The organism is Flavobacterium sp. FPG59 (assembly GCF_002150205.1).
Lineage (GTDB): Bacteria > Bacteroidota > Bacteroidia > Flavobacteriales > Flavobacteriaceae > Flavobacterium.
Genome location: NZ_MTCA01000396.1, coordinates 1 through 1,099 on the forward strand (window position 1 = coordinate 1; position 1,099 = coordinate 1,099).

Here is a 1,099-nt window from a genome sequence, read left to right on the forward strand (position 1 = left end):
ACTATGTATTGTACTAGTAAGCAGCTGTAGCAATAATAATGAAGTAGTTGATCCAACTCCTTCAACTGAAATGTATTTTCCGTCAAATACAAGTTCTAACTGGGAAACAACTTCAAGTGCTAGTTTAAATTGGAATCAAAGTGCAATACAGCCATTAAAAGATTTTTTAATCCAAAAAAACACAAAATCTTTTCTAATTCTTGTAAACGGAAGAATAGTAATGGAGGAATATTTTAATGGTCATACAGCAATAGATACATGGGAATGGAATAGCGCAGGTAAAACACTTGTAGCAACTACAACAGGTATAGCAGTGCAAGAAGGACTCGTAAACTTGAATACCAAAGTATCTAACTACCTGAGTACGGAATGGACTAGTATGCCATTACCTAAGGAAGATCTAATCCAAGTTCGTAATTTATTGACCATGACTTCAGGAAATGATGACAGTAAACAATTCATGATAAAATCAAATATAACTTACATTGCTGATGCCAATACTCGATGGGCTTATAGTAATGTTTTTCAGAAATTAACTGATGTGATTGCAAAAGCTAGCAATAAACCATTTGAAACTTATTTTAATGAAAAATTAAAAAATAAAATTGGTATGGATGGCTTTTGGAATTTTGGAACTATTTTCACAATATACCATAGTACAACAAAAAGTATGGCGCGATTTGGACTATTAGCTTTAAATAAAGGAAAATGGAATAATGAAACAATTGTAAACGAATCTTTTTTTAACGAAAGTGTAAATACATCTCAAAATATAAATCCATCTTACGGCTACTTATGGTGGTTAAACGGTAAAACGAGTGCTATGATTCCTGGTGAACAAACCGTATTTCAAGGTTCACTTGTACCTAATGCACCTGCTGATATGTATGCAGCAATGGGAGCAAGCGATCAAAGAATTTATGTTATTCCAAGTAAGAAAATGGTAATCGTTAGAATGGGAAATGCTTCAGACCCAACAAATCCTAACTTTGCAGTTTCTGGTTTTGACAATGCCCTTTGGAGTAAAATAAATGCTGTTATCAGATAAATTATTATTACAGAAAATAAAAGTGTTTTACAATTTCAAAAAGTATTACTT

Annotated in this window: 1 protein-coding gene; it reads left to right on the forward strand. The window is 32.1% G+C overall.

Going from position 1 to position 1,099, the window contains the following annotated elements; all coding sequences use genetic code 11:
- Positions 1–1,048, forward strand: a 1,048-nt coding sequence (locus FPG59_RS16255; RefSeq protein WP_369596832.1) for a serine hydrolase domain-containing protein, incomplete at its 5' end; no start/stop codon positions are given.
- Positions 1,049–1,099 lie beyond the last annotated feature (51 nt).